The sequence below is a fragment of the Howardella ureilytica genome, from assembly GCF_054657495.1.
On record NZ_BAAHYP010000009.1, the window covers coordinates 20,404 to 44,507 of the forward strand.

A 24,104-nucleotide genomic window follows, 5' to 3' on the forward strand; every position below is an offset into this window, starting at 1 on the left:
CCTCTCCGAGTCTTTTATAAAATCCGCACCTTATTCTCCGACAGCCGATACAGTTATGTCGAACCGGTTAAACGTATAATAAAATGCGTATTTTATTAATATGAACTCCAATTATATTTTCTAAAACAATATGATAATTATATAACACAAATTGATAAAAATATGCTTTTTATTATAAATGTTAATATAATTTATAGATGCTTTATAAAAATAAACCCTGTTAATGTTTTATTTTCTTTTTTTGGATTTTCTTTGGTTGTCAGGCAGTGTAAGCTGCTCTCCCTCTTTGTATCTCAGAAGATTAATATGGAATGTTGTACCCTGATTCTCAATACTCTCAACCCATATTCTTCCGTTGTGGTCCTCTATAATCTTCTTTACAATGGCGAGTCCTATGCCGGAACCTGACTGAGGACTCGTTCTGGATTCATCCGTTCTGTAAAATCTGTCAAATATTCTCGAAAGATCCTTCTCTGCAATTCCCTTTCCGTTATCACTCTCTTCAATGTGAAGATAATCTCCCTCATCAAATACGGAAATACCTATTACACAAGGCCTTTCGTTGGATTTATATTTGACGGAATTGCTTATAAGATTATTTATTACTCTCTTAAGCTGAATCGGATCTGCCATAACCTCCATATCTTCTTTACAGTTGGTCTTGTAATTAAGAGTTATGCCCTGAGCTTCCAGATCCATCTTAATCTCGCTTATGCAGTCATTAAAATACTTGATTACGTTTATTCTTCTGAATTCATACGGAATTCTGTTGTTATCCAGTCTTGAAAACAGCGTAAGCTGCTCTATGAGCCTATCCATGTCCTCCGCCTTGTTCTTAATGGTATGATAATACTTCATCCTCTTTTCATCGGTTGATGCCACACCGTCTATCAGTCCCTCTATATATCCTTTTATGGATGTAAGAGGCGTCTTTAAGTCATGGGAAATGTTTCTGATAAGTTCTTTCTCCTCCTTATCATATCTCTCCCGTTCCTCTTTTGATTCCTTCAGCTGTACTCTCATGGCCTCGAATCCGCGGCACAGGTCACCCATCTCATCCTTTGCTCCCGTATCTATTTTAAAATCCAGGTTGCCCTCTTTTATGTTCTTGGTTGCGAGCTTCAGCTTGGAAACAGGCTTAACAAAGGATATGTTAATCCAAAAATATAATATGACCGCCGTAAAAATAAGAATCTCTATTATTATGATAATTATTTCTATTATAAAGTTTCTCAATTCCGGTATAACTTCATTCATGGAAGTCAATATGTAAACAGTTCCTTCTCCTTCCGGCGTAACATATTCCACGGCCCTTATAAGACATTGGTATTTTTGAGCCTTATATACGCCTGCGTTTCCGAGATTTGATATTACTGTACTCTGAGGAACAAGTTCTTTTATTTCATCAAGTTCATATCCCGACGAGTTGTATGTCACTTTCCCGTTAAATGTAACCACGATTGAAGATGCTTTAGATGAGAGCGCATAATTGAGTCCATCCAAATATGACCTGTCCAGAAACTTTTCCGGATCTTTCTTTGCCACACGGCTTATGTCCGTATATGACTGTTCGCTTACCTGTCCGAGAATCGTGACGGGAGAGTAAATGTCCAAATATCTCAACTGATAATCGTCCGGCAGACCGTATGTTTCTCTGATTGTTCTCATCTGATATTTTGTCGTAACCTGAAATACCAGCCAAAACAGTAAAACAGGCATCAAAGTCATAATCAGAAACGCTATCATGACTTTCGTTCTGAGCTTCATCCGTTGACCTCCTCTCGTGTGCGTGTGCGGTTATTTTCAAAAAAGCCCGTCTTGTCGACGGGCTTTCGGAATTATCCAACTTTTAATCTAAACTTCTGAGCATCTCTTTCAGAATTAACTTCTTCTATTAATGCGCCGATACCTCTGAGTTTACCTGCAAAGTCTTCATAACCGCGCTTAATGTATACGATATCTTCGACTTCCGATATCCCCTCCGCCGCAAGTGCGGCAAGAACAAGCGCAGCCCCCGCTCTTAAATCCGGAGCAATAAGCTTGGCTCCCGAAAATCCGTCGACACCTTCTATGTACGCCGTACCTCCGTCAACCTTTGCCTTGCCTCCGAGTTTTGCCAATTCGTCTATATATCTGAATCTGTTTTCAAATACACTTTCTGTGACAATACTTGACCCCGTTGCAAGAGACAGCGCCACAGCCATTTGAGGCTGCATATCCGTAGGAAATCCCGGATATGGAAGAGTTTTGATATTGGTTGCCTTTAATCTGTCATTGGCGATAACTCTGACAGTTTCGTCGCCTTCTTCAACAATACAACCCATTTCAATAAGCTTGGCCGATATGGATTCCAGGTGCTTAGGGATAACATCACACACCGTCACGTCTCCGCCGGTTACGGCAGCCGCAATCATAAACGTCCCAGCTTCAATCTGATCGGGAATTATTGAATATGATGTACCGTGAAGCTTTTCCACTCCCTTTATTCTTATTATATCAGTGCCAGCGCCCTTAATATTCGCTCCCATTGCGTTAAGGAAGTTTGCGACATCAACTATATGAGGCTCTTTTGCCGCATTCTCAAGGATGGTTTCTCCTTCGGCCATGCATGATGCAAGCATAAGATTAATCGTCGCTCCGACGGAAACCGTATCGAAAAATATGTTGGCTCCCGTAAGCTTTTCTGCCTTAACATATATAAATCCGCCCGGAAGCAGCTCAACATCCGCCCCGAGAGCTTTGAACCCTTTAATGTGAAGGTCTATGGGTCTGCTTCCTATATCACATCCCCCGGGAAGCGCCACTTTTGCTTCCTTATACTTACCGAGCAAAGCGCCTATAAGATAGTATGACGCCCTTATTCTTCTTATACTTTCATAATCAACCGTGTAATTAGATATGGTGCTCCCGTCAATATCCACCGTATGGGCCGCCGTGTGCTTTACTTTAGCACCTATGGCCGATAAAGCTTCCAAAACCACATTGGCATCGTTAACATCCGGAACATTCTCAACCGTTACGGTTTCATCCGCCATGGTTGCCGCAGCGAGTATTCCGAGTACGGCGTTTTTGGCGCCGCTTATATGTACCTTGCCTCTCAGAGGCACCTTGCCCTTTATTATATAACTGCTCATCTAACTACATTCCCCTCTTAGCACACTTTCCGTGCTTATTTCTCATAATCTTGTAAAGTATAACACTATCATAATGGCGTTTCAACTTCATAAACGCGTAAATCTGTCAAGCGCATACATTATTAACGCTCCGTGATCTGCACTTATTCCGTTCTTTTCCTCCACTTTGTATTCTGTTTTTTCAAAAAAACGGTCCCTTTGTGTGGTTGAGCCGACACCGGCGCTCAATTTTATGCCGTTTTCTTCATTTTCCAGAGACAATAAATATCTCTTATATATTTTTTCCGTTTCACCGTTATTCTCTTTTTTCTCCGTACCGATGCACTCCCTTACTTTTACCGTAAATAAAAGAGCATCCGCCGCGTCGTCTCCGGCTTCGTATTCGATTTCTCCGGAATCCAGGATTCCCGTATATAACGTACTTATCACTCTTGTTCTCGGATCTCTGTATACGTCGCCGCAAACACATACTTCCGTAAGCAGCGCGTCAGAGCATCCCGTTTCCTCTTTCAGCTCTCTGTATGCCGCCGCTTCTATTTCTTCCTTATATCCGACAAAGCCTCCCGGCGTTGCCCACCATCCCATGTACGGATGATCCCCTCTTTTTATGAGAAGTATTTTAAGCTCCTTGTCGGTATCTTTACCGAATCTGACGTCACTCATAAACTTTCTCATTGAATCTGCGTCGAATGAATCGAGAGACTCAACGGCAAATATCGCCATATCCACGGTAACGCTGGGATTAGGGTATTTATTCGGATTGTATTCTTCAAGAAATTCCTTCAGAGTTTTTCCCTTTTTATTTCTTTCTCCCATGCCCTGATATTTATCCATGTCTTTTTCGGAAATATACATAATCGTCCCCCTTAGTCTGTAGACTATGTTCATACAATGTATAAACATAATCATTTAAACAAGTTATACGTTTAATTTTACTAATGTTTTAACAATCAAATCCAAATATTCACCGGTATTGTTCACCTTTGCAGTCGGATATGACCACATAAGGCACTTATCTTCCCCCTCAATAAACAGAAAGGAACCTCCCGCCTTTTCGCAAAAACTTTTTATTTCATTTTGAAATTCAACGGGAGCGTCCCTGTACAGATATGCCGCCGTTGTCCATTTGCCGTTTTTCTTCCCGCCTCTTATTTCGGTTATAAATTTACCGTGAGCCAGAGATTTAATATATGCAATGTTCAACAGGTTAACCGTTTCTTTGGGAACGGCTCCGTATCTGTCATTTAATTCATCCAACATATCCGATACGTCTTCATGGGAATTTATGTTAGATATGCGTTTATAGATTTCCAGTTTCTGAGTTTCTTTTGTTATGTAATCATTGGGAACATATGCATCCACATTCAAATCAACGGTGGTTTCATATTCATTTTCTTTAACGGGTTCCCCTTTAAGTTCGGCGACCGCATTGTTAATAAGTTTTGTATACATTTCAAAACCCACCGAAGATATGAAGCCGTGCTGTGTTTTACCCAAGAGATTGCCTGCGCCCCTGATTTCCAGATCCTTCATGGCAATCTTATATCCTGATCCCAAGTCCGTAAGTTCTCTTAGTGCATTCAGTCTTTTAAGAGCGGTTTCCGTAATTGCCCTGTCTCTTCTGTAGAGCAGAAATGAATATGAACTTCTGCCGGATCTTCCGACGCGGCCTCTGAGCTGATACAGCTGAGAAAGTCCGAATTTATCCGCATCTTCTATAATAATGGTATTAACATTTGCTATATCCATTCCCGTTTCCACTATTGTGGTGGAAACAAGCACATCCGTCTCTCCCTCTGTAAATGAGAGCATTACTCTTTCAAGCTGTTTTTTGTCCATTTGACCGTGAGCATATGCAAATGTTACGTCCGGCATCATTTCCTCTAATTCCCTCGTAACGTTTTCTATGCCCTGAACCCTGTTATTTACGTAATATACCTGACCGCCTCTTGCCACCTCTCTTGTTATGGCCTCTTTCACAATCTGCATATTGTGTTCCGTAACAAAGGTCTGTATGGGCATTCGGTCTACCGGCGGTTCTTCAAGAGTGCTCATGTCCCTTATACCCGCAAGGCTCATATTGAGCGTTCGCGGAATCGGAGTCGCGGACAGGGCCAGCACGTCAACATTTGCTTTGAGTTTTTTCAGTTTTTCTTTATGTGCAACTCCGAAGCGCTGTTCTTCGTCAATTATCAGAAGTCCCAGATCTTTAAAAGCCATGTCCTTTGACAATATTCTGTGGGTGCCTATTACAATGTCCGTATTGCCCGCGGCAACATCTTTTGCAACGGCTCTGTTTTCGGCTGCCGTACAAAACCCCGACATATGAGCTATTTTAACCGGAAATGACGAAAATCTATTAACAAAAGACAGATATTGCTGTCTTGCAAGTATTGTCGTCGGTGCAAGAAACGCCACCTGCTTTCCGTCGTTTACCGCTTTAAACGCTGCTCTCATGGCAACTTCCGTCTTGCCGAATCCGACGTCTCCGCATATAAGCCTGTCCATTATTCTGTCGCTTTCCATATCGGACTTAATGTCTTCCACCGCAGCCAGCTGGTCATCGGTTTCCTCATACGGAAACAGCTCTTCAAATTCTCTCTGCCATTCGTCGTCTTCACTGAATCTGTATCCCTTAAGCTGCATTCTGCGTGCATATATCTCAATAAGGTCTTTGGCCGTTTTTTCCGCAGACTCTTTTGCCCTTCTTTTTGCATTGCTCCATGCAACACTTCCCAATTTATTGACCGTTGGTTTTTTATCCGTATCCGCATTGGCATATTTTTGCAGCACGTCAGCCTGAGTTGCAAGAACATATACGGCGCTGTTTCCGGCATATTCTATTTTTACGTAATCCTTATAAACATTGTCGGTCTTAATCCGCTCTATGCCCCTGTATATACCTATTCCGTGACTTTCGTGAACAACGAAATCTCCCGGAACCATATCCAGCTCCGTAATGTCTATATGCTTTCTTTTCTGCTTCTTTCTCTTTTTATCTTTGAATATGTCATTTTCCGATATACATACAAATTTATTTTCTGGATATTCAAAACCCTCGCTTAAGCCTCCCAACATAACCGCCGTCGTTCCTGGCACCAACTCGCCGTAATCCGACGAATTATATGCTCTGATTTCATTGTCCGACAGCTCTTTTATAAGCCTTTCTTTTCTTGCAGTTGAACTTGTAACGAGGCAGATGCGGTAATTTCTCTTTTGGTAACTTTTCAATTCTTTAATGAGCAAATCGAAAGCATTATTATAATTTTCCGATGAAACGGCTCTTATATTTATCGTACAGTCAGCTTCAATGTCACGGAGCCTGCTGTCAAATGACGTAAAAACACAGCATTTTCGGCTTTTAAGAGATTTGTACATATCAAGAATGTTTTTAAGCCCGTGAGTTTGTGACTCCAGACAGTAACCTTCCGCATATCTGCTCTCCATGCTTGACATATATTCCGAATTTAATTCTTCGAAGCGCTCCGTAATAAGCATAGGCTCAACAACGGAAATGAGAGTATTGTCTCCGAAATAATCCAATAAATACGATATGTTCTTTTCATAATATGATATGAATTTCGGATTGGGCGAATTGCTTTCGGCAACGGCGGCAAGCGCTCTGAGTCTGTTGCATCTCTCATATGTAACCGCATCCTTTTTTGTATTGTTGTCTCCCAATTCGTCAAGTCTTACGGCAATATCCGACAAAATATATCCTGCCGCATCCCGTATCTCCTCATCGGAAAACAACATATCCGTGGCGGGGAATATTCTCAGCATGTTCGTTTCCGAAATACTCTTCTGAGTTTCCGCATTAAATGTTCTTATGCTTTCCACGCTGTCTCCCCATAATTCTATTCTTACGGGAGTATCTGACGTTACGTCGAATATATCAATAATTCCGCCTCTTATTGCGAATTGCCCGGCTTCATTGACAATACTTCGGCGTTCATATCCCATTTTCACAAGTTCTTCAGCCAGTCTGTCCGTGTCCGTCTCATCATTTGCATATATATACTTTATTGACTTTTTGTATTTTTCAATGGGTATAAGCATATCAAGGCATGCATCTGCGGTTGTAACAACCGTTATGGGCTCATTGTTCTCCGTACATTCAATATATCTGCTTATGCATCCAAGCCTTTTATACATTATCTCGTTGCCATGCATTCCCACATTGTAGAATATCGCGTCTTTTGCGGGATAATATACGGCGTTTATTCCCAGAAAAGCCATGTCGCCCGTCATTGTTATAGCCTTTTGCTCGTCGCTTACAATTATTACATGGGCTTCCGCGCCTGTCCGCTGTCTTACCGATTCCGAAATATGAGCGACCTGTACGCCGCTTAATCCCGTAAAATGTACTGTTCCGTTATCCTTAAGTACCTCAGCGCCTTTGTTTATTCCGCTGAATTCATGTGAAATATTTAAAAAGTCTTTCATAATCACAATCCGTTATACATATTCATTGCAAATCCGATTCCCCTGTCAAGGATTGATTCAACAGCCTCCGCTGCCAGTCCGACGGATTTGTCCATTATTTCACGCTCATCCTTTTTGAAGTGTCCCAGTACCCAGTCAGCCAAATCGTAATGCATGGGTTTCTTCCCGACTCCCACTCTAATCCTTTGGAAATCCTGCGTACCCAGTTCATTTATCAGATTTTTTATTCCGTTGTGTCCTCCCGCGCTTCCGTTAGGTCGTATTCTTATTTTGCCGATGTCAAGCGACACGTCGTCATATATAATCAGCACATCGCTTATATCCAAAGAATAGTAATCCGCAAGTCCGGCCACACATACGCCTGACAGATTCATAAATGTCTGCGGTTTTACGAGAATGACTTTTTCGCTTCCGATCATTCCCTTCCCCACAAGACCGTGCTTCTCCATACTTTTTACCGCAATATTGTACTTTCCCGATATCCTGTCAATTACTTCAAAACCAATGTTGTGTCTTGTATTTTCATATTCGGCTCCCGGATTGCCGAGTCCCGCTATTAACTTCATATTAATCACCGTTCCTGTTTCTTATTCTCATTAAAGGGCGTCTCAAAGGATACAGCGCATACCACAGTCTGCTGTATAACCTGTAACCGATGTCCGTCACCTTTATTGTTTTATTGTTCCTTATGAGCCCCGTCATTATTCCGATGACGGCATCTTCCTTTACATATTCTTTATTAATGCAGTTATCCCCGAGGATGAGATAACCGTCTTCCAGAACGTCCACAATTCGATGCATTACATTTTCACCGTTTGGGCGCTCAAAAAGGACAACGTCATATTTTTTAAGGCGTTGTCCCGTATTTCTCTTTTCTATTATCATAACATCCCGTCCCTCTTTTATGAGCGGTCTCATGCTTACGCCCTTGTTGGGATACAGAAAGTTACCGTGTTTTTCCAGCTGCTCTCTTATTGTCGTATTCATAAATTCAATCAATTATGTCTGTCGTCTGCAATTATTGATAATATCCGATTATTTATAATAAAAATATATCCCGCTGTCCGCGGGTTTAATTATTTAAGTGAACTACTCAAATATAATCTTTTATATATTCATATACACATTTTGCCGAGTCGACGGAATCGGTGCAATATATATTATATACGGGGACATTTGCCGTAAGCATATCAATAAGACTTATGGTCTTTTGCATCTTTCCCGCATCTTTGCTTTTATATACCTGCTGCATTAAGATGCCCCACATTTCATTTTTACCGATACTCTCTACCCGGTTCTCTCCCCTGTTCAGTTTGAAAATAAATTTCAAAGGAACCTTTATATTGCTGTTTCGACCCAGTTTCCCGGACCATGGGGTTCCGTAAACGGCTGCGCCGCTCCCGCTTACTTTAACGAGAGGTTTGTCGTCATTTATCATAACAACCCTGTCTCCGAAACACTCCTGCCAATGTTTTGAATGTGTAGACTTCCCCACGCCGCTGTCGGCTGTAAATATAATTCCGTTTCCGTCTATTGATACGGATGAACCGTGCAGCAGTATGATGTCTCTGTCTATAAGTTCCTCCGCAATTTTTCTGTATACGGAGATTATTTCCAAATATGAATCCGGGTAATCCTTAGGTATGGTCTGCTTATGTATTCCGTGGGTTTCCTCATATGCTCTCTCAAAGGCTATGTCTTCAGGCTCCGTCACCAGCGTAATATCCGCTTTGTCTTCCGTGCATATATAATCTTTACAGAATTCATATATCGCCTCATACATGGGCTTTATACAAATCCTTGTATCCGCAATATTAATATAAAACTCCTTCATCGTCACTCCGTTAGAAAAAACCTCCAAGCCTTTCGGCTTGGAGGTAAGATCAAAATGTAATTATGGATTGTATTTATAATCCTTTTCACATTCACCCTGTGTATTACATGCACAGTCATAGCAATCACTCTTTGTGATAATATCGCTTGAATCAATGTTAAGGATATCCATATTCATTTCTTCGTACTCTTTTTTCTGCACAGCCGCACCTCTCTGAAATATAATTTTTATTTAAATAAAGACACGAATTTCTTCGCATCTTTGCGCACGAAATTCTGTGTGTTGATACTTCTGTTATCATATCTTAGAACGGCATTAATGTCAACTTTTTCACAGCCGTAGAATCGCCCGTTTTTACCTGTTTTTATGCATACTTCTGACACATTGACCGCCTGCATTAAATCTTTTGTATTATTGTGTTTTAACACTTAATAATACACGTCGATATAATCCGAATATCCCGCTGCGTTTATATGCTCATATGCTTTTAACTCATTCAGTCGCAATCATGGTCATCGTCATCGCAATCGCAGTCACAATCATAATCATAATCCCTGCTTCTGCTTCCGGATGAGCCGAAAGCCGATCTTTTGCCCGTTTTTTTACCCGAACCGAATATGGAACTTCTTCCTGATGAGGAACTTCTTCCCGATGACCTGTATGACGATCTTGAGTATTCTCTTTCACATTCGCAGTCATCGTCATCTTCACACTCGCATTCGCAGTCATAGTCATCGTCATCGCTTTGATAATCGTCCGAACAATCGTAAACGCCGCCGTTTGTAATAAAATCTTCAGAGTCTGTCACTATGTCCGATTCAAAATATTCTTCTTTTTGCATTGGTACCCCCTTGAACACATTTTAAAACGTATAACAAATGGTATCTCACATACATGATCTATGTAGTTTCTCATTAAAAAATAACGAAAAACACACGCCTTCGTCAATATTCTAAATCGTCCTCGTGTCAGTATTTTTACACTTCACTTATTGTGTAGCCTTTGTTTCTTTCCGCTCTTTTTCAACGGATAATTCATGAAGTATGGTTCGTTTGTTCTGAGCAATAATCTCATCTCTTTCCGAAACTGAACATGAATGGCTTATAGGGCAGTTTTTTAATTTATAACACGCAGGGTATGCCGGACACGAATCACATTCGGCTCCCTCTTCTTCCCGTTCCTTCCACTCCTCCACGGCCTCCATGTCCGTATAATCGCTGTCTATATGTCCTATGGTTTTGTCGTCGAGGAAGTGTTCGCACTTGATAATAAGTCCGTCCGGACCGAATCCAACATGATTGTCATTATCCGCCATACAGCCTGTTATTCTCAATTTCAGTCCTGATTTCAAATATGAACCCAGTCCGAGATTGTTTAATTTATCCGATAATTTAATGATGTTGTTAACAAGGTCTTTCTTTGAGTCTTCTTCCCGATCCATTTCTTCAAACAGACCTCCCACATACGCCGTAACCCTGTTAACATCGGAAAACTCATGTCCGAGAATATCCGCAAACTTATCCATATCGTCATAATTATAAGCCCCGACATTAAGACGTATGTTGACGCTTATGTTATTATCCGAAAGCATATGTATATTTCTTATTACCCTGTCATAGGGATGTGCCGAAATCTCTTCATTTACGTATTTACCGGCATAATTATATATATCGGCATCATTTTTATTATAATAATTCTTTGTTTTATTATATACGTCTCTTGTGCCGTCAAGTGTAATCTGTATGTTTTTGAGATTCCATTTGTCTTTTGCGCGCTTAATAAGTTCGTCATTAAATATATATCCGTTGCTTATCATTACCGACGAATATTCTATGTTCCCGTCTGCCAGACCTTCGCATATTATATCAATGATATCTGGGCGCATCAGGGGCTCTCCCCCGAACCAGCTCAAAGTTACGTGCCTGCCGTTATGATGAGTCTTAATATAATCAACTATCTTTCCGGCCGTTTCCTCCGTCATATCCCTGTACTTTATCCCATGCTCATAACAATAAAAACACCTGGCATTGCATCTTGTGGTGGTAAGTATCTTATATGATGTTATTCCTCTTTTTTTGTTTATAAGCTTGCAGGCAAGTCTCAATTCTTCCACAAGATTTTTCTCGTCAAAATCCGCAGGAACAATAAACCAATGTTTAAGCAGATGCGACAATAATTCGTCTTTTGAAATGTCTTCCCATCCCAAATTCTTCAAAAATCCGTTCAATACGGCTTTAATACGGCCGTCAATCCTAATAACCGTATCATTTTCCGGATTTTCCGAGGCCCGTAACAAAACGGCGGCATCTTTTGATAAACATCGGTTAAATTCATCAATTCCGATATACAAAAGTTCCCCCGACATATAATTATTTACGGCAAATCCGTCTTCATAAGGAATGAATACCGTCCATTTTAATAATCTGTATGAATTGCTTTTATTCTTCTGCAGACCGGCAATGTCAAGCACAGCCTGCTCCGGAGATACAACAACACGCATAATCAGTCCTCTATGGCATCTATGCTTTTGAGCTTTTCCAAGACCTTGTCCAGGTCCGATTCCAGCTTTTCGACGGGAGCATCATATGTATCCGTCAGTTTTTGCAATATTTCTTCCTTAGTTGTGCCTTCCTTTAACATGTCGACAACAAATGCCGCCGTTGAATTACTTCTTACGATTCCCTTAAAACTGCTTTCCGAGTTATCGACAGGAACCATAATCTGTCCGTCCGCCACCTTTTGTGTACAAAATGTTTTCTTAAGTTTCATAATCCCTCCATTCGATAAAAATAAAAACCGTAAATTATCGCAGTCATATGGCTCTAATTATACGCCGTAAAAGTAAAAAGCCAAATTAATTATCCCATAATTTACCGGATATTTAATTACTTAATTAAGTTTAGACACAGGCGGGAAGATTTGTGACTTTTTTTCTTCTCATATGTGCTAATATATAAAATAATATCCTGCTTTTCGTATACGGAATCTCACAATAGTTACGGAAGCGGAAAATACAGTATTTAAAGGTGTTTTTATGTCTAAAGATTACAATCCCGGATTTAAGAGTCTGATCTATCTTACGGCATGCGCTCTTAATGACAAGGCTCCGAATATGAAGTCTGTGCCGGACAATGAACTGTTCCGAATTTTCGAACTCAGCAAGCTGCACAGCGTTACATCCATTGTGTCGTTTGCATTTGATAAATGTGACGATGACAGGCTGACAAACGACTATAAACTGGCATGGGATATGTCCGCCGTTACCGCATTTAAACGGCGTGCATTATTTGATGCCGAGAGGTCGCAGATATGCGCCTTTCTTGAACAAAAAGGCATTTGGCATATTCCCCTTAAGGGTGTTATACTCCAGGATCTGTACCCTCACTACGAAATGAGGGAAATGGCCGATAACGATTTGCTCATTGACGATCGATACAGGGAAGATATTAAAAAATATATGCTCAACCGCGGTTATAATATTCACTTTGCGGGTGTTACCAATCACGACGAATATACCAAGGCGCCGGTTTATAACTTTGAATTTCACACAAGACTGTTCCAATACACCTTCAGTGAAAAATTTGCCGATTATTACTCCGATGTAAAAAGAAGGCTCATAAAAGATCCTGACTCGGAATACGGATTTCATTTTAACAATGAGGATTTTTACATATATATGACGGCTCATGCATACAAGCATTTCAAAGAGGGCGGAACCGGCGTAAGGTCTCTTACCGACGTATATATATTCAACAAAGCATACGGCGATATATTAGACAGGAAATATATTTCCGATGAGTTGGAAAAGCTTGGAATTCGCGGTTTTGAAGTTATGTGCCGAAATGTCTCAAAGCTGTTATTTGCGGACCCGGACGCCGCATTAAGTGCAATAGAGGTGCTGACGCCTTCTCAAAGAAGATTTCTTGTGTTCCTGTCTCACACCGGTGCATACGGTACGGACGAGGAATTTGTTAAGAGTAAGTTCAAAAAAATCACCGGCAGTGATAAAATGACCTTTGCAAATAAACTGAAATATTACAACAGCAGACTGTTCCCGAATGAAAGTTACTACAGGGAAGCCCATCCGTTTCTGTATAAGCACAAGTTTTTAAGACCCGGTTTTCTGATGTACAGGGCCGTAAACAGGCTTATTGTCAACAGAAAAAAAATCATAGGCGAACTCAAAACCATAAATAAAAGGAAGTAGCAGCTGCACATTCTCTTTCTGTTGCATTATTTATTTTACTTAGGAGATAACTATGAGTGTTTATAATTTAGATTTAAATAATCCAATCCATGTCCATTTTATCGGGATAGGAGGAATAAGCATGAGCGGAATAGCTCATATATTGCTTTCCAACGGATTTAAGGTTACGGGTTCCGACATGAATAGATCTGCCGTTACGGAAGAACTTGAAGCCATGGGCGCAAAGGTTATGACTCCTCAGAAAGCCGAAAATATTACGGATGACATCGATCTTGTGGTTTATACCGCCGCCATTCATCCGGATAATCCCGAATTTTCGGAATGTGTAAAGAGAAATATCCCAATGGAAACACGCGCCGATATACTCGGACAGCTTATGAAAAGCTATAATAAATCAATTTGCGTATCCGGAACTCACGGCAAAACGACAACCACTGCCATGCTTGCTCAGATTCTCATAAGCGCGGAAGCCGACCCAACGGTTTCTCTCGGCGGTATTCTGCCCGCTTTCGGCAACATAAGGATAGGAAAAAAAGATGTTATTGCGGTGGAGAGCTGTGAATATACCAACAGTTTTCTGTCTTTCTTCCCTACTACCGCCGTCATACTTAACATTGCGCCGGATCATCTCGATTTCTTTAAGGATCTTGAGGACATAAGAAATTCATTCAGGCGATTTGCGGAACTGGTTCCGAAAAGTACGGGCAAAGTCGTAATTAACAGCGAAATAGAAAACATTGATTTCTTTAAACCCGAAGGAATTTCAGACTTTGTTACTTTCGGTCCGAATTCCGAAAGCGATTATTATGCAGCGGATGTCGCATATGATAAAAACGGCTTTGCTTCGTATACTCTTGTATGTAAGGGGGAAGAATCCGTTAAAATACAGCTTCATGTTCCCGGATTTCACAATGTATTAAATTCCCTTGCCGCCGCTGCCGCCGCTCATATTAACGGAGTTGATTTTGAGAGCATTGCAAAAGGGCTTTCACAATTTACCGGAACAAAAAGAAGATACGAATATAAAGGTGAGGTAAACGGCATAACCATAATAGACGATTACGCTCACCACCCCGATGAAATAAGAGCTACCTTGTCCGCAATAAAAAATACGGAGCGCAACAGCCTATGGGTCGTTTTTCAGCCGCATACATACACAAGAACGAAAGCTCTTTTAAACGAATTCGCAGAGTGCCTTTCCCTCGGAGACGGAGACCATGTTATTATCGCCAAGATATATCCGGCAAGAGAGGAAGATATCTACGGCGTTCATTCTGAAGATCTTGCTGCTCTTATTTCCGACGGAGGAGCGGACTGCGTATGCATCAACTCCTTTGAAGATATAGCGCGCTACGTTAAGGAACATGCAAAGCCGGGGGACTGTGTGCTTACAATGGGAGCGGGAGATGTATACAAAGTAGGTGAATTGATGCTTAAATAACGTCATACCGTAAATGTATTCTCATGTCGTAAGGCATACAGTATACGTATGAAAATTTATAATTGTTAAGGAGATTCTGATGGGAAATATAGCTATTTCTTCTAACAAGACTAACATGTACACAAACATATCCAATGACTTTATCGATAAATATATCGGCACTGACGGAACGACTTTCAAGGTATATGTTTATCTTTTGAGTCTTACACAACAGAATATTACTATCAGCTCCATGGAATCCATCGGAATCATATTGGGAATTGATGCATTTACACTTGAATCTGCCCTTTTGTATTGGCAGTCCGAAGGTCTTATATCATTGTCTTTGGATAACAACAACAATATAACCGGAATAGTTATAAATGACGCCGACAGAAGAAATAACGGCTCCCGTCGAAGGACCGTTATCCCGAAACGAATCGACGGCATTATTCCTCCCGGCGCCGACTCCGATACAATACGCACGTATCCCGGTCATGACGGAAGAGACGTCAGCGATGTCACCGGAAAACCTGCGCCGGCCGCCGCAGGCGATACCAATAATCCGAGAAGGCAGCAGATATACGAAGATATAAAGAACAATGCAATGAAGGCTCTTATGCCTGAACACGATTCCATAAAAGAAGTTGTATTTTATGCCGAGAAATATCTTGACATACAGGTCAACGAGTCTAACAGAGAACGTCTTATATCCATATACAATCATCTGTACGGAAATGTGGATCTTGTTGAACATCTGCTTATATACGCCGCGGAGCACCACAAAAAGAACCTGCGTTATCTGGAAAAAATAGCCGTTGACTGGAACCGTAATCACATAAGAAACAGGGAAGATGCCGATAATTATCTCAAAAATTTCACGGATTACTACGGTCGTGTTATCCGGGCCTATGGCATAAGAAACAGAGATCTTAACGACGAGGAACTTGAGAATGTAGATAAATGGTATGACATGTTCCATACCAACAGCGACCTTATTATAGAGGCCTGTAACAGAACCATGAGAATATGCCACGAACCGGCCTTCGGTTACACCGACAAAATTCTTTCAGAATGGTACAGCAGAAATGTTTCCACCATGGAAGATGTTTTAAAGCTGGATACGGAACACAGAAACTCCGAAAGCAAAAAATATTCCAAATATTGCAATACAAAAAAAGTCAATGCGTCATTTAACTATGAGAACCAGAGAGACAACATTGATTTTGACAAGCTTGAGGAAGAACTTATTGCTCCCAAGAAATACCGCACCGACAACTGATAAGGAGTAGCATATGCCTCTTACTAATCAACAATATAACGCCGTTACACGTCAATATGACCTTATACGAATTAAAAACAGGCATATTCTTGACGACAGGATTAAAGATGTTTTGGCAAAAGCCCCCGAATATTTCGAATTTGATAAAAAGATAAGCGAATTATCGGTAGAAGCTTCAAAACGGATACTTTCTCCCGGAATAACGGATGATGAAAAAAAAGAAATAAAAAAAGATTTGGACGCAAATCTGCGGGATGCCGAAAATGCCAAAAAAGAAATCTTGGTTCGATTATATAACGATCCGAATTATCTCGATCCTATATACACCTGCCCTAAGTGCAAAGATACCGGTTATGTGGACAATATAACGGAATACAGCATGAAGTCTCAATGCGAATGTTTTAAGAAAAAAGCGATAGAGCTTATATACGGCGACTCAAACCTTAAAAATATTACATCGGGTGAGAACTTTAATACATTTGATTTAAGCCTTTATCCGGATACTCCTTCAGAGGAGCTCTCAGGCGTCTCTCCCAGAGAATATATGGGAAAACTCGTTAATGAAACAAAGAACTTCGTTCGGGATTTCGACAAAAAGCACGGCAATTTTCTGTTTTACGGAAAAGCCGGCGTCGGAAAAACATTTTTATCGAATTGTATTGCTTCGGAGCTTATCAAAGGTGTACACAGCGTAATTTACTTTACCGCAACGGATCTGTTCGACAGCCTTCGTAAAGATATTGCAAGAAACGGCTTCTACGATGACTCTTCCTCCGATGGACTCGGTCGGGAAGATATCGTATATTGCGATTTGCTTATTATAGATGATTTGGGAACGGAATATCCCAATCAATTCACCGTCAATAAGCTTTTCAACATTATAAATGACAGACTTCTTAACAATAAGTCCACAATCATTTCCACCAATCTGTCTCTTAAGGAATTAAGAGATGTATATACCGAAAGAACCTTTTCAAGACTGGTCAACCTGTATAATATACGAAAAATAGTCGGCAACGATCTCAGATATGTATTAAGAGACAAATATCTGTAATCCGCATTCAAATATGTATACATATACATCCACTTATTTATAAATACCGTTTGACTTAATCATTTATAAAGGTTAATATTTTTTTAATGTATATTCTTGAATAATTATTGGGGAGGACATATTATATGCCACGCGACGAACGCCATATTGAAAATATACCTTACGGTTCACTTGGAATCATACCTTTAAAGAGCTGCTCCGCACTCGGTGAAAAGGTTGACAAATACCTTGTGGAATGGAGAAACAGAAGATCCGATTCCACAAATTTAAACGGATATAAAAAAGACTCTTACATTATCCCGGTTGAGACCCCACGTTTCGGATCAGGCGAGGCGAAAGCCGTTATCAACAGCTCCGTAAGAGGAAACGACCTGTTTATTATGGTTGATGTTGTAAATAACAGTCTTACATATAAAATGGGCGGTTTTATTAACCATATGTCCCCTGACGACCACTATGCCGACGTTAAGCGTGTTATTGCCGCCGCAAGCGGTAAGGCAAGAAGAATAAATGTTATTATGCCTTTCCTCTATGAAAGCAGACAACATAAAAAGACTGCCCGCGAATCTCTCGACTGTGCATATATGCTCCAGGAGCTTGTGGCCATGGGCGTTGACAACATTATTACATTTGATGCTCATGATCCGAGAGTTCAAAATTCAATTCCTCTCAGCGGATTTGAATCAGTGTCATGCACATATCAGTTCATTAAATATCTCCTTCTCAATGTAAGCGATCTTACCATCGACTCAGACCATATGATGGTTATCAGCCCCGATGAAGGCGGCATGGGAAGAGCCGTATACTTTGCCAACATTCTCGGTCTTGACATGGGGATGTTCTACAAAAGAAGAGATTATACAAAGGTTGTTGACGGAAGAAATCCTATAGTTGCTCACGAATTCCTCGGAACAAACGTTGAGGGCAAGGATGTGGTTATTATAGACGATATGATTTCTTCGGGAGAAAGTATGCTTGAAGTGGCTGCCGAACTTAAGGCAAGAAAGGCAAGAAGAGTATTCTGCGCTACAACTTTCGGTCTTTTTACAAACGGATTTGACAAATTCGATCAGGCTCACAAGGACGGTATTATCGACAAGGTACTTACAACCAATCTTATTTATCAGTCTGAAGAACTTCTCAAAAAGCCATGGTATATCAATGTTGATGTAAGTAAATATATTGCTCTTATTATAGATACCATCAATCACGATGCTTCTATCAGCAATCTTCTTACTCCCGTTGATCGTATCCAGGAGAAAGTTAAGGAATATAACGCAAGTAAAGAAACAATAGATATTGATATTTGAATGTATAATATGCGGTATTACTGATATATCCGGTATAACCGTACATAAAAAGGCGTTACGCGGGAAACCCGGCGGAACGCCTTTTTATTTTCTGCATCTTAAAATGTTTTGTGAAATATTCAGTTCTCTTTTGCTTTATGCAGTCTGCGGACAAGCATTACGGAAATCGCTCCTCCCACTGCGGATAAAAGAATAATGTAAAGTATTATGCCGTTATTGTCGCCCGTCTTTGGCGAACCGACAGCATTATCTGCCTTATATGCGTTATTTACATTATCTGTCTTATTTTCGTTATTTGCGTTATCTGCATTATCCTGATAAGTATTTACACTCTCTTTATCAACATAAGTATTGTCCTCATTGCCGTTATTATTTTTATCCGTATCTTCCGAATTTGACACGGAATCAGCAGTATAATCGCAATACAAATATCCTTCCGTCAAAGCTCCCGACTCAACGCCGTCGTTAAATCTGAACACAGGCCGTGCTCCGTCAACGGTATAATCCGCATCCGCAACGGCAAATCCCTCGTTATTTGCCGTAACGTCAACCCCCGAAGCCGGAAGAACATGATAAATATCAGGGTTTTCGCTTCCGTTAAATGTTATTTTTGCGCTTTTATTTCCAAAGCCGTTGTCCGCCGCAACCCACAGACATTTCTCATATTTGTCGTAATCAAGTCCCATTGCTCCGCCCAGCTTTGAATCAATATCCGCAATCTGAACAGAACTTCCGTCTTCATTTAACACATATGCATATACGTGTCCGTTATCTTCCAGAGCAACAAAGAATATTCCACCGGAATATGCATTTGGATAATCGGCAATGTCAAATATGCTTCCGGTATTTTTATCCGTTAGTTTGCCTGATATATCTTCCGCAGATACCCATTCAACGGCCTCAATACCCATGTTGGCCTTAACCTGAGGAAGAGATGACGTGAGATTCCATTCTTTTAACGCCGTAAGGTCCTCTCCCTCCGCATTCGGATCCACCATAAGCACTGTATTATTATTTACGTTCTTTGCGCTGTTGTCTCTTTCGGCGGCCACATATACAAGACCTTTTCCGTCTACGGTTATACCCTCTGTATCGGGACCTGCGGCGTCGGGATCTGCGGCATCCTTTTGAAAGCGAACTCTTTTACCGTTTTCAAATCCGCTTGCAAAACTGATATTTCCGTCCTTTGAAACATCCATAATCCAGAATTTCCCGGTACCGTTGTCAACCGCATACAGCTGTCCGTTATGAAAATCAAGCCCCGAAGAATCCTTTAAAAACATGGCTTCTTTATCTATTGTTTTCACTTCGTCCGGTCCCGGCCAGTTTATCGTTTCGGGCTCATCTGTCTTTGGAGTATCCGAAGGCGTATCACTTTTATCCTCAAACAGTTCGTTAGGAGCATTTTTTGTCTCTTTCATAACTTGGAATTCGCCGGTTCCCTCCGGATATCTTCCTATTGAAGCCAACGCCGTATCACCGTTATATGAAGCATGTTTCTCCCATGAACATTGATCCAAAAGTACTCCGTTATTGTCATAGAGCCTTATTGAATCGCCGCTTCCTATTCCTATGGCGGTTTCAAATGTTCCCTCAGTATAGGAGCTTCCGGAATAAATGAGACCGTTATCCTGTGCATCCGCAACGTAACGTCCTCCGGCTTTGATAACCGTGCCCGTAGGGAATTTCCATCTGTGATCGTCAGAATTGTCCCTTATTTCATATCCCGACAGGTCCACATCGGATGAACCCGTATTAATTAACTCCACCCAGTCGTCAGGCGAAGAATTCACCTCATTTATCAGAACTGCCGAATTGCTCTCTCCCGCATATGACATTTGCGCCATGAAAGGCGCCGTAACTGACGCCCCGGTTATAATTGTACTGAGTAACGTTCCGGCAATAAGTCGCTTTTTCATATGATTTTCCCTTTCGATAAGTAAATTTTTATATTTTGCCGTCTGATGATTCTGTCTGCTCATCCGTTGTTTTAAAAACAAGTATTGCTTTCGCTGAATTTGTAATAGACATTGTTACAAGTTCATATCCGTTTTCAGCCATTTCATTTGCCTTACTCTCTATTGCGGAAGACATGCTCTTTGTTTTCGGAGCATAATCTATGATTACGGTTTTATAACTCATGTTTACCTCCTTATTTTTGAATATGTATTTCACCGGAATAAATCAAATAATAAAACTCAGGCTTTGATTTTTATATCACAACCGTGTCATATCCGTATAATGTCCGTATTATATCCGTGTAAAATATTTATGCGACTTATAACAATGGGTACATATTGTAAAAATAAACCCTCACTTTACACAAAATTTACATGCCCGTGACTTTATATCGTGTAAAAAGTAGTATTATATTATTGTTAAATATTATTCAGTGGGAGAAAACAATGAATTACTCAATAATTGATATCGGATCCAACTCCATCAGAATGTCGGTATACCGTACCGATAAAAAAGGCGGCTTTACACAGCTCTTCTCAGAGAAAGAAATGGCCGGACTTATAAACTACATTGCGGATAACAAAATGACCGAAGACGGCATTGATAAAATATGTGATGTATTGGATGAATTCCTCACCATTTTATCAAGACTCGGCATGGATAATCCCGTCGTGCTCGGTACCGCCGCTTTGCGTAACATTGACAACACCGAATATACGGTTCAACAGGTGCATGAAAGAACAGGTGTGAAAATACAGGTTTTATCTGGAGAAGATGAAGGCCGTATAGGTTATATCGGCGTGCACAATGAGACCAACCTCGAAAACGGTCTCATGGTCGATATAGGCGGAGGAAGCGTGGAATTTGTACGGATCAAGGACGGTGACATATACGGTTCAAAAAGCTATCCTTTAGGCTCTCTCAGTCTGTTTAAGGCCAATGTTTCCAAAATATGGCCTACCAAAAACGAGCTTTCTTCCATAGAGCATACCGTCGGAGAATTATTGTCCGATCCCGAACTTAATGACATGAGAACGGAACAGATATGCTTCATAGGCGGAACCGCCAGAGCCGTTTTAAAAATCTGCAACCGTTACTTTAAAAAGCCCCGGGATAACCAAAATTTAGCCCCAAAAGAACTTATTGAAACGGTTCGATTGCTTAAAAGTAAATCTACCGAGGCAAGAAACCTTGTGTTAAAGGTCTGCCCGGATCGTATACATACCATCATACCCGGAACTATATTTCTTACGGGAATTGCCAAACATACCAAAGCGAAGGAAATTTTTATAGGAAAATACGGTTTAAGGGAGGGATATTTATGTCAGAGAATAAAAAATTGACGGATCTTTCTTTTACGCAAAATCGTGAACTGAGTTGGCTGCGCTTTAACGATCGAGTTCTTTCCGAAGCCGAAAACAGTTCTGTCCCCCTTATGGAAAGATTCCGATTTATATCTATTTTCACAAGCAATCTGGATGAATTCTTCATGGTACGTGTAGGCAGTCTCTTCGATCTTGCCGCAATTACTCCGGATTACATAGACTCCAAATCGGGTGATACTCCCGAAGAACAGCTAAACAACATATTTTTCACCGTCAGACCTCTGTATAAAAAAAGGGATATGATTTACGGCAACGTAACCAAAGAGCTGTCAAACAGAGGCGTCATCGAGCTGTTATTTGACGAACTTACCGATGCGGAAAGAGAGTATGTTATAGACTATTCAAAGGAATATATCAAACCTCTTATTTCACCGCAAATAGTCAATTCCAGCCATCCTTTTCCGGAGATAATAAATAAAAACATATACATTGCCGCATTACTGGAAGAAAAAAAGAATGAGCGTGTCGGACTTGTTGAAATTCCCGATTCCGTTCCGAGAATTATTATGCTCCCCGGCGACGGATGCCGATATATACGAACCGAGGAAGTCATTAAGTCATATATTAAAAAGATATTCCCTTCTTATGACGTAATAGACAGCATAATTTTCCGCGTTACCAGAAACGCCGACATAACTCTTGATGAAGAAAAGTTTGACGACGACGGTACGGATATGATTGCCCATATGGAAAAAGTCCTAAAGAAGAGAAAGCGCCTTGCGCCTGTCAGATTGGAGATAAACGGAGATTCCGAAAAGCTTGAAGAAATGCTCATTAAGAAACTCTCCATAAAAAAGGAGCAGGTTTTCAGATGCGAATGTCCCCTTAATCTTGAATATGCATATTCGCTGAAACCTAAAAGCCGTTCCCTCTACTATCCGTTATACAATCCAAAATATCCCGATTATCTGATACCTCAACAATCCATGTGGGAACAGATTGAGCAGCGTGATGTACTTCTGTTCTTTCCGTATCAGTCCATGCAGCCCTTTTTTGACCTGTTAAAAGAGGCCGCAAACGATCCGGAAGTAGTATCAATAAAGATGACGGTATACAGACTTGCAAAACATTCCGTAATAGCCAGACTGTTGTGTGAAGCCGCAGAAAACGGAAAAGAAGTTACGGTGCTTATGGAGCTTCGCGCCCGATTTGACGAAGAAAACAATATTGAATGGGCAAAGGAACTTGAGCACGCCGGTTGCAAGATAATTTACGGAAGGGAAGGTTTTAAGTGTCATTCCAAGATATGTCTTATTACAAAAAAATCCGGAAATAAAATATCTTACGTTACTCAAATCGGTACCGGTAATTATAATGAAAAGACATCGACAATTTATACCGATTTCAGCCTTATGACGGCCGATCGCAATATAGCCGCAGATGCAATAGAATTCTTTCAAAATATGATGATCGGTAACCTGAAAGGCAATTATAAGCATTTAATGGTGGCGCCGTATTCCATGAAGAACAGATTATGCGCATTAATTGACGAAGAAATAGCCAAGGGAACTCAAGGTCAGATAATAATAAAAGCCAATGCCGTAACGGACAGAGAATTAATTGACAAATTCTCGGAAGCCTCCAGGGCAGGAGTTAAGGTTATACTGATTATACGGGGAATATGCTGTATCTTACCCGGTATCAAAGACAAAACCGATAATGTTACCGTAAACAGCATAGTCGGCCGTTTCCTGGAACATTCCAGAATATATTCTTTCGGAAAGGGCGAAGATCAGAAAATGTATATTTCATCGGCAGATATAATGACGAGAAACCAAAACAAGAGAACCGAAATCGCCTGTCCCATAAACAGCACCGAAATAAAGGCCTTTCTCAACAGATACATCCGCCGTTCCCTTGCCGATAACGTAAACAGACGTATCATGCTCTCCGACGGTGAATATACAATGCCGGAATCAAAGGGAAAAGAAAGTTTTGACGTACAAAAGTATTACCTGAATCACGTTATCCATCTTGAAAAGAGCAGAATACAGAATAAAAAAATACATGTAAGCATATTGGATAAATTCTTCAGACAAAAAAAGAAGAGAAAATAATTTTCAGATAATATTT

The 24,104-nt window shown here is 40.7% G+C and carries 21 protein-coding genes; 7 read left to right on the forward strand and 14 right to left on the reverse strand.

Features of this window, described 5'->3' with window-relative positions; translation table 11 throughout:
- Positions 1-228 precede the first annotated feature (228 nt).
- The 12 genes from ACYQ1N_RS05300 to ACYQ1N_RS05355 all read right to left on the reverse strand — a co-directional run bounded on the left by ACYQ1N_RS05300 (position 229) and on the right by ACYQ1N_RS05355 (position 12,183).
- Entirely contained in the window at positions 229-1,767 is a 1,539-nt protein-coding gene (locus tag ACYQ1N_RS05300; RefSeq protein WP_459833639.1) for a HAMP domain-containing sensor histidine kinase, read from the reverse strand.
- 71 nt (positions 1,768-1,838) lie between these two features.
- A complete protein-coding gene (murA, locus tag ACYQ1N_RS05305) occupies positions 1,839-3,134 on the reverse strand; it encodes a UDP-N-acetylglucosamine 1-carboxyvinyltransferase (RefSeq protein WP_459833642.1) in 1,296 nt (431 codons plus the stop codon).
- Positions 3,135-3,221: 87 nt separating this feature from the next.
- A complete protein-coding gene (locus ACYQ1N_RS05310; RefSeq protein ID WP_459833645.1) occupies positions 3,222-3,989 on the reverse strand; it encodes an NUDIX domain-containing protein in 768 nt (255 codons plus the stop codon).
- 63 nt (positions 3,990-4,052) lie between these two features.
- Entirely contained in the window at positions 4,053-7,580 is a 3,528-nt protein-coding gene (mfd, locus tag ACYQ1N_RS05315) for a transcription-repair coupling factor (RefSeq protein WP_459833648.1), read from the reverse strand.
- Positions 7,581-7,582: 2 nt separating this feature from the next.
- Complete coding sequence (pth, locus tag ACYQ1N_RS05320; RefSeq protein WP_459833651.1) at positions 7,583-8,146, reverse strand: aminoacyl-tRNA hydrolase; 564 nt, start codon at positions 8,144-8,146, stop codon at positions 7,583-7,585.
- 1 nt (position 8,147) lies between these two features.
- Positions 8,148-8,567, reverse strand: a complete 420-nt coding sequence (locus ACYQ1N_RS05325) for a S26 family signal peptidase (protein WP_459833653.1) — start codon at positions 8,565-8,567, stop codon at positions 8,148-8,150.
- 106 nt (positions 8,568-8,673) lie between these two features.
- A complete protein-coding gene (locus ACYQ1N_RS05330) occupies positions 8,674-9,414 on the reverse strand; it encodes a hypothetical protein (protein WP_459833655.1) in 741 nt (246 codons plus the stop codon).
- A 60-nt stretch (positions 9,415-9,474) separates the two neighbouring features.
- Complete coding sequence (locus ACYQ1N_RS05335) at positions 9,475-9,615, reverse strand: hypothetical protein (protein ID WP_177955860.1); 141 nt, start codon at positions 9,613-9,615, stop codon at positions 9,475-9,477.
- Between the two features lie 26 nt (positions 9,616-9,641).
- Entirely contained in the window at positions 9,642-9,797 is a 156-nt protein-coding gene (locus ACYQ1N_RS05340; protein ID WP_459833658.1) for a hypothetical protein, read from the reverse strand.
- A gap of 113 nt (positions 9,798-9,910) precedes the next feature.
- A complete protein-coding gene (locus tag ACYQ1N_RS05345) occupies positions 9,911-10,255 on the reverse strand; it encodes a hypothetical protein (protein WP_459833661.1) in 345 nt (114 codons plus the stop codon).
- 147 nt (positions 10,256-10,402) lie between these two features.
- The gene (locus ACYQ1N_RS05350; protein WP_459833663.1) at positions 10,403-11,914 is read right to left on the reverse strand and encodes a radical SAM protein; all 1,512 of its coding nucleotides are present in this window, start codon (positions 11,912-11,914) and stop codon (positions 10,403-10,405) included.
- A gap of 2 nt (positions 11,915-11,916) precedes the next feature.
- Entirely contained in the window at positions 11,917-12,183 is a 267-nt protein-coding gene (locus ACYQ1N_RS05355; RefSeq protein ID WP_459833666.1) for a PqqD family protein, read from the reverse strand.
- A gap of 265 nt (positions 12,184-12,448) precedes the next feature.
- On the opposite strand from ACYQ1N_RS05355, the gene ACYQ1N_RS05360 reads away from it, so the two are divergent.
- The 5 genes from ACYQ1N_RS05360 (at position 12,449) to ACYQ1N_RS05380 (ending at position 18,687) form a co-directional block, all read left to right on the forward strand.
- Positions 12,449-13,621 (forward strand): nucleotidyltransferase domain-containing protein, encoded by a 1,173-nt coding sequence (locus ACYQ1N_RS05360; protein ID WP_459833667.1) that lies wholly within the window; start codon positions 12,449-12,451, stop codon positions 13,619-13,621.
- Positions 13,622-13,673: 52 nt separating this feature from the next.
- Positions 13,674-15,062, forward strand: a complete 1,389-nt coding sequence (murC, locus tag ACYQ1N_RS05365) for a UDP-N-acetylmuramate--L-alanine ligase (RefSeq protein WP_459833668.1) — start codon at positions 13,674-13,676, stop codon at positions 15,060-15,062.
- Positions 15,063-15,141: 79 nt separating this feature from the next.
- A complete protein-coding gene (locus tag ACYQ1N_RS05370) occupies positions 15,142-16,323 on the forward strand; it encodes a DnaD domain protein (RefSeq protein ID WP_459833670.1) in 1,182 nt (393 codons plus the stop codon).
- Positions 16,324-16,336: 13 nt separating this feature from the next.
- Entirely contained in the window at positions 16,337-17,377 is a 1,041-nt protein-coding gene (locus tag ACYQ1N_RS05375) for an ATP-binding protein (protein ID WP_459833672.1), read from the forward strand.
- 125 nt (positions 17,378-17,502) lie between these two features.
- Positions 17,503-18,687, forward strand: a complete 1,185-nt coding sequence (locus ACYQ1N_RS05380; RefSeq protein ID WP_459833674.1) for a ribose-phosphate pyrophosphokinase — start codon at positions 17,503-17,505, stop codon at positions 18,685-18,687.
- Positions 18,688-18,806: 119 nt separating this feature from the next.
- Here ACYQ1N_RS05380 and ACYQ1N_RS05385 read toward each other — a convergent pair whose 3' ends face one another.
- Together ACYQ1N_RS05385 and ACYQ1N_RS05390 are read right to left on the reverse strand one after the other, a co-directional pair.
- On the reverse strand, positions 18,807-20,606 hold the full coding sequence (locus ACYQ1N_RS05385; protein WP_459833677.1) for a lamin tail domain-containing protein: 1,800 nt from the start codon (positions 20,604-20,606) through the stop codon (positions 18,807-18,809).
- Between the two features lie 28 nt (positions 20,607-20,634).
- Complete coding sequence (locus ACYQ1N_RS05390) at positions 20,635-20,829, reverse strand: hypothetical protein (protein WP_459833680.1); 195 nt, start codon at positions 20,827-20,829, stop codon at positions 20,635-20,637.
- A 263-nt stretch (positions 20,830-21,092) separates the two neighbouring features.
- Between ACYQ1N_RS05390 and ACYQ1N_RS05395 the strand changes: the two genes are divergently transcribed.
- Positions 21,093-21,989 carry a Ppx/GppA phosphatase family protein gene (locus tag ACYQ1N_RS05395; RefSeq protein ID WP_459833683.1) on the forward strand — a complete coding sequence of 299 codons (897 nt, stop codon included), beginning with the start codon at positions 21,093-21,095 and terminating at the stop codon, positions 21,987-21,989.
- The gene (ppk1, locus tag ACYQ1N_RS05400; protein WP_459833686.1) at positions 21,968-24,088 is read left to right on the forward strand and encodes a polyphosphate kinase 1; all 2,121 of its coding nucleotides are present in this window, start codon (positions 21,968-21,970) and stop codon (positions 24,086-24,088) included. The genes ACYQ1N_RS05395 and ppk1 overlap by 22 nt, the downstream gene beginning before the upstream one ends.
- Positions 24,089-24,104: the final 16 nt, after the last annotated feature.

What these genes read in the sequence shown, in the direction of transcription:
- ACYQ1N_RS05300 (WP_459833639.1), bottom strand. Translation starts at nt 1,767, where the DNA reads ATGAAGCTCAGAACGAAAGTCATGATAGCGTTTCTGATTATGACTTTG.
- murA (WP_459833642.1), bottom strand. Translation starts at nt 3,134, where the DNA reads ATGAGCAGTTATATAATAAAGGGCAAGGTGCCTCTGAGAGGCAAGGTA.
- ACYQ1N_RS05310 (WP_459833645.1), bottom strand. Translation starts at nt 3,989, where the DNA reads ATGTATATTTCCGAAAAAGACATGGATAAATATCAGGGCATGGGAGAA.
- mfd (WP_459833648.1), bottom strand. Translation starts at nt 7,580, where the DNA reads ATGAAAGACTTTTTAAATATTTCACATGAATTCAGCGGAATAAACAAA.
- pth (WP_459833651.1), bottom strand. Translation starts at nt 8,146, where the DNA reads ATGAAGTTAATAGCGGGACTCGGCAATCCGGGAGCCGAATATGAAAAT.
- ACYQ1N_RS05325 (WP_459833653.1), bottom strand. Translation starts at nt 8,567, where the DNA reads ATGAATACGACAATAAGAGAGCAGCTGGAAAAACACGGTAACTTTCTG.
- ACYQ1N_RS05330 (WP_459833655.1), bottom strand. Translation starts at nt 9,414, where the DNA reads ATGAAGGAGTTTTATATTAATATTGCGGATACAAGGATTTGTATAAAG.
- ACYQ1N_RS05345 (WP_459833661.1), bottom strand. Translation starts at nt 10,255, where the DNA reads ATGCAAAAAGAAGAATATTTTGAATCGGACATAGTGACAGACTCTGAA.
- ACYQ1N_RS05350 (WP_459833663.1), bottom strand. Translation starts at nt 11,914, where the DNA reads ATGCGTGTTGTTGTATCTCCGGAGCAGGCTGTGCTTGACATTGCCGGT.
- ACYQ1N_RS05355 (WP_459833666.1), bottom strand. Translation starts at nt 12,183, where the DNA reads ATGAAACTTAAGAAAACATTTTGTACACAAAAGGTGGCGGACGGACAG.
- ACYQ1N_RS05360 (WP_459833667.1), top strand. Translation starts at nt 12,449, where the DNA reads ATGTCTAAAGATTACAATCCCGGATTTAAGAGTCTGATCTATCTTACG.
- murC (WP_459833668.1), top strand. Translation starts at nt 13,674, where the DNA reads ATGAGTGTTTATAATTTAGATTTAAATAATCCAATCCATGTCCATTTT.
- ACYQ1N_RS05370 (WP_459833670.1), top strand. Translation starts at nt 15,142, where the DNA reads ATGGGAAATATAGCTATTTCTTCTAACAAGACTAACATGTACACAAAC.
- ACYQ1N_RS05375 (WP_459833672.1), top strand. Translation starts at nt 16,337, where the DNA reads ATGCCTCTTACTAATCAACAATATAACGCCGTTACACGTCAATATGAC.
- ACYQ1N_RS05380 (WP_459833674.1), top strand. Translation starts at nt 17,503, where the DNA reads ATGCCACGCGACGAACGCCATATTGAAAATATACCTTACGGTTCACTT.
- ACYQ1N_RS05385 (WP_459833677.1), bottom strand. Translation starts at nt 20,606, where the DNA reads ATGAAAAAGCGACTTATTGCCGGAACGTTACTCAGTACAATTATAACC.
- ACYQ1N_RS05390 (WP_459833680.1), bottom strand. Translation starts at nt 20,829, where the DNA reads ATGAGTTATAAAACCGTAATCATAGATTATGCTCCGAAAACAAAGAGC.
- ACYQ1N_RS05395 (WP_459833683.1), top strand. Translation starts at nt 21,093, where the DNA reads ATGAATTACTCAATAATTGATATCGGATCCAACTCCATCAGAATGTCG.
- ppk1 (WP_459833686.1), top strand. Translation starts at nt 21,968, where the DNA reads ATGTCAGAGAATAAAAAATTGACGGATCTTTCTTTTACGCAAAATCGT.